This is a genomic window from Mesorhizobium sp. M1E.F.Ca.ET.063.01.1.1 (assembly GCF_003998155.1).
GTDB lineage: Bacteria > Pseudomonadota > Alphaproteobacteria > Rhizobiales > Rhizobiaceae > Mesorhizobium.
The window spans coordinates 1-2,896 of record NZ_RZSC01000734.1; the positions used below are offsets into that span (position 1 = coordinate 1).

At 64.4% G+C, this 2,896-nt stretch carries 4 protein-coding genes; 2 read left to right on the top strand and 2 right to left on the bottom strand.

Annotated features, from left to right (window positions below; translation table 11 throughout):
- Positions 1–584 (top strand): TatD family hydrolase (locus tag EOA29_RS31410; RefSeq protein WP_145969903.1); only part of this gene is annotated, 584 nt, incomplete at its 5' end.
- Between the two features lie 3 nt (positions 585–587).
- The gene (locus tag EOA29_RS31415; protein WP_126094025.1) at positions 588–1,409 is read left to right on the top strand and encodes an MBL fold metallo-hydrolase; all 822 of its coding nucleotides are present in this window, start codon (positions 588–590) and stop codon (positions 1,407–1,409) included.
- Between the two features lie 285 nt (positions 1,410–1,694).
- Here EOA29_RS31415 and EOA29_RS44095 read toward each other — a convergent pair whose 3' ends face one another.
- Positions 1,695–2,021 (bottom strand): hypothetical protein, encoded by a 327-nt coding sequence (locus tag EOA29_RS44095; protein ID WP_126094026.1) that lies wholly within the window; start codon positions 2,019–2,021, stop codon positions 1,695–1,697.
- A gap of 13 nt (positions 2,022–2,034) precedes the next feature.
- On the bottom strand, positions 2,035–2,896 hold an 862-nt coding region (locus EOA29_RS31425), incomplete at its 5' end, for a multicopper oxidase domain-containing protein (protein ID WP_148669392.1).

The window sequence follows — 2,896 nt, forward strand, 5'->3', positions numbered from 1 at the left end:
TCGACGTGACCGCCGACGAGCTGGTGCGGCTTTCCAGCCACCCCAAGGTGGTGGCGATCGGCGAAGCCGGCTTAGACTATTTCTATGACCACGCGCCGCGGGAGGCGCAGGCGCAAGGGTTCCGCACCCACATCGCCGCCGCGCGCCGGACAGGGCTGCCGCTGGTCATCCATTCGCGCGATGCCGACGACGACATGGCGGCAATCCTCGAGGACGAGACAGGGAAGGGCGCCTTTCCCTTCATTCTGCATTGTTTTTCGTCCGGTCGCAGGCTGGCCGAAGTCGGCGTTGCGCTGGGCGGTTACGTCTCTTTCTCGGGCATCTTGACCTTCAAGAACTCGACCGAGCTGCGCGCCATCGCCGCCGACGTCCCGCACGACCGTCTATTGGTCGAAACAGACGCGCCTTACCTTGCGCCTGTCCCGCATCGCGGCAAGCGCAACGAGCCCGCCTTTGTCACGAACACGGCAAAGGTGCTCGCCGAAACCATCGGCGTCGGCGAGGCCGAGATCGCCGACATCACCACCGAAAACGTCTTCCGGCTGTTCACCAAGATGCCGCGCCCGGACATGGCGGGCGCCTGAGAGATGGGCGACCGGCTGCGCCTCACCATTCTCGGCTGCGGCTCGTCGCCCGGCACGCCGCGCATCACCGGCGACTGGGGCAATTGCGATCCGAACAATCCAAAGAACCGCCGTATGCGGGCGGCGGCCCTTGTCGAGCGGATTGCCGCCGGTGGCGGCCGCACCACGGTCGTCATCGACACCGGTCCGGACTTCCGCGAGCAGATGCTGCTTGCCTCGGTAAAACGCATCGATGCGGTCGTCTATACACATCCGCATGCCGATCATATCCACGGCATCGACGACCTGCGCGGCTATGTGCACGAGCAGCGGCACCGTATCGATATCCATGCAGACGAGCCGACGATGGGACGGCTGCGCCAGGCGTTCGACTATTGCTTCGAGACGCCGCCCGGCAGTTCCTATCCGCCGATCGTCAAGCCGCATCTCATCAACCATGCCAGGCCAGTGGTAATCGAGGGCGAGGGGGGTCCCCTCACCCTTGAGCCGCTGCCGCAGATTCACGGTGATATCATCTCGTTGGGCTTTCGCGTCGGCGGCCTCGCCTATTGCCCTGATATCAGCGACTTCCCGGCTGCCACCGCGGAACGGCTGCGCGGCCTCGACACGCTCGTCATCGACGCGCTGCAGTACAACACCCATCCCAGCCATCTGTCGCTTGGCCAGGCGCTGGGCTGGATCGAGAAGCTGGCACCGAAAAACGCCGTGCTGACGCATATGCACGTGCCGCTCGACTACGCCGTGGTGATGGCCGAGACGCCGGGCCACGTGGTGCCGGCCTATGACGGCATGGTGATCGAAACTCCTTATGAGTCAGCGTCATAGAGACGCTTATTCATTTGGCCGTTTACTCGGCCAGGTAACAGCATCAACGGCGTTTCGAGCTGCTGCGAATGAAAGCTTGCGCCGGATGCCGGTTGACAGCCGATCGGGCGCCAAGCCCGACGCCCGATCGTCTTCAAGCATTTTTCGACCAGTCAGCGCCTTTGCCGTGGCGCAAAGCGACTGAAACTCCAGCAATTCCCAAGCCTACGCTGGGCCTGTCAGTTCCATAATCTATCTTATGCGACTTTTCGATGGAGCGGCGGCATATGCTTGTCGTCAGCCCCTTCAGCCTGCATCGCCCGGGATCGGGCCGGCAGACTGGTACGTGATCCCGTTCGGCCCCTTGCCGACAGCATAGGACGTCAGGACGGCCTGGTCCTTGACCGAGATCAGCGACACGGTGCCGTCGACGATGTTGGTCACGAGGACGAAGGCGTCGTTGCCGACAACGACTCCATGCGTTCCGGCACCGGTGTGGATCGTCTTGACGACCTTGCCGCTCGCGACGTCGATGACGGAGACCGTGTCGTTCGGCTTGGCCTCGGTACCCTGGTTGGCGACATAGACGAAGCGCCCTACCGGTTTTCGACCGACAGGGCGACGGCACCGTATCTGCGTTTATTTCTCATGGTCTTATCCTCGAAAGCGGTCCCGCGGAGTAGTCGACGACGGTCATCATGCCGGTCGCCATGTGATAGAGGTGATGGCAGTGGAACGCCCATGTCCCAGGGTTGGCGGCATCGAACGCCACCGTCACCTCGCGCATCGGCGGCACCCAGACGGTGTCGCGGACGGCTCCCGCGAAGCGGCGGCCGTCGACGGCGACCACCTGGAAATGGTGGCCGTGCAGGTGCATGGGATGGCCCATCATGCTGGTGTTGCGCAGCGTCAGTTCGATGCGCTCCCCCTTCCGCACCGGGATCGGCCGATGGTTGGCCCATGTCCTGCCGTTGATCGTCCAGGAGTAACCCTGCATCGTGCCGCCGATCTCGATGGGCTGGTTCCGGTCCGCAGGCGTCACCGCCAGGGGCTTGGCGGCGACGAGACCGGACTCGAATGCAAGGTCGAGCGCGGTCGTGGCCTGTTCGCCAGCGGGCGCGATGCGCTTTACCGCGCCTCCCTTCGTTGCCAACACGAAGCCGGTGCGCTCGACACCGCCCTCGCGCAGCGCCAGGATCGGCCAGGCCCCCGTCTCGTCCGGAATGCGCAGCCGGATGTCGATGCGCTGGCCCATGGCGAGCGGAAAGCGGCGGCCGCGCACGGGAGCGACAGGATTCCCGTCGACGGCGATTGCCTCGCCTTCGATCGACCCGGTGTCGATCCAGAATGCCGTCGCGGTCGCTCCATTGATGAGCCGCAGCCGGACCGTGCCGTTCCGCTCGACTGCGAACACCTGCGGATCGTCCAACGTGCGGTCGTTCGCCAGGTAGGCGTCATACTCGATGTCGTTGGTGTCCATTGGCATGGCCATGCCCTGCCCGCTGGAC

What these genes read in the sequence shown, in the direction of transcription:
- EOA29_RS31415 (WP_126094025.1), top strand. Translation starts at nt 588, where the DNA reads ATGGGCGACCGGCTGCGCCTCACCATTCTCGGCTGCGGCTCGTCGCCC.